The organism is Actinomadura monticuli (assembly GCF_041463655.1).
Classification (GTDB): Bacteria; Actinomycetota; Actinomycetes; order Streptosporangiales; family Streptosporangiaceae; genus Spirillospora; species Spirillospora monticuli.
In genome coordinates this window covers 1-1,618 of the sequence record NZ_JAXCEI010000037.1, presented here as the reverse complement: position 1 = coordinate 1,618, position 1,618 = coordinate 1, and the positions used below count along the sequence as shown (strand labels likewise).

Below are 1,618 nucleotides of genomic sequence, written 5' to 3'. Positions count from 1 at the left end.
CGGCCGCCGCACCCCGCCCGGCGGGGCGGACGCGAGCGGGCCGGTCTCCTGACCAGTCTGCCGGGCGGTCTTGCGGCGGGCTGAGGTGCCGGCGACCGGTTCGAACAGCTCTGCAGGGTCGGCGTCCAGGATGTCGCAGAGCGCGGCGAACACCTGCAGGTTGAGCCGCTCCGGGGTCCCGGTGACCAGCCGGTGGACCTGCGAGGCCGACATCTGGACGCCGCGTTCGGCCAGCAGCGGCGCCAGGTCGGTGGTGTTGAACATGCCGCGGCGGGCCATCAACTCCCGAAGATGCCACCGGTAACCGACCGTCCGCATCACTGACCTCCCAGCCCCGCGTCCAGGACCTCTCGCAGGGCATTGTTCATGAAGTCCGACCCGGCATGGGTGTAGATGGCGGTCGTCGACCCCCAGGCGTGGCCGACCTGCCGCTGGACGAAGAACGGATCAGCGCCGTCCTCGATCAGATGCGTGATGTAGGAGTGCCGCAGGCAGTGCGGATGCAGCACCTCCTCCAGCCCGAGCGCGTCCCGGTACTCGGCGAACCGCCGGGTGATGTGCCGTCCCGTGATCCGCCCCCCGCGCTCCGAGGGCCACAGCAACTGCCGCTTCCCGACCCCGAACAGCGGACGGACCTCTTCCACGTACTCGGCGACGGCCTCGACCGACCAGTCCCAGACCGTCAACACCGTCCGCCTCCGCGGCGACGACCCCTTCACCGCCTTCCCGAACCTCACATAACACGCGCCGTAACGCCCGAACTCCGGCGCCTTCGGATTCCTGGAGAAGTCTGCGAGATCCAGGTTCCCGGCCTCGCGCCGCCGCAGCCCCCACCCGTAGATCACCTTAAACAAGGCGGCGTCCCGAAACGCCGGCAACCAGCCCTTGCGACCTGAAGCACGCGCCCGAAGCACCTGCTCATCGGCGTAGTCGAAGAAGTCCTGCAACTCCCGGCGAGTCAGCGCCCGCACCTCCGGCCGACCCTCATAGGGCGAGGAGTGGGACGGCATGTTGCCCTCGTGGCAGATCTGGGACGGGTGCGTCCCGAAGTACTCCACGCACTGCTCCGCCCAGCCGTAGCGGGCGTCGGTCAGGTAGTCGCAGAACATCGCGATCTGGTTGAGGTAGGTCCGGACCGTCGAGCGTGCCAGCGGCCCCGGCGACGACAACAAGTCGGTCGCCCAGTCCTCCACGTCCCCGGGCAGCCACTCCCACGGCGGCGTGCCCGTGAACGCCGCGAACCGGCGCACCAGATCCACCCGCGCCTTGATCGTCGAGGCCGCCAAGAGCCGGGCGCACTGCTGCCGCTCCCACCCTGTCAACATCGCGGCGAACACCGCCTCCTGCGGGTGCAGCGGCACCACGCCGTCCGCAAGCACCAGACGTGCGGCACCCTCCACCGAGACCCGATTCACCCACAAACACCGCCTCGCATCAGACGCGACATGCTCGCATCAGACGCGAGATGCTGTCCGGCGAACCCAGGAAATAGCAGGTAGACAGCCACCTGCAGCCGCATACGACGAACTCGGCGTACGTCGCCCCTACAAGTGAACGACCAGCTCAAACGCCTTCTTCAAGCGTGCGAATAGCTCATCAGATGCTATTCGTCCCCTTA

2 protein-coding genes are annotated in these 1,618 nt (G+C 68.0%); both read right to left on the bottom strand.

The features are described 5' to 3' along the window. Positions 1–318 (bottom strand): helix-turn-helix domain-containing protein (locus SM611_RS37435; protein WP_371955150.1); only part of this gene is annotated, 318 nt, incomplete at its 3' end. After that, positions 318–1,379, bottom strand: a complete 1,062-nt coding sequence (locus tag SM611_RS37430; RefSeq protein WP_371955149.1) for a tyrosine-type recombinase/integrase — start codon at positions 1,377–1,379, stop codon at positions 318–320. The genes SM611_RS37430 and SM611_RS37435, both read right to left, overlap by 1 nt. Positions 1,380–1,618 lie beyond the last annotated feature (239 nt).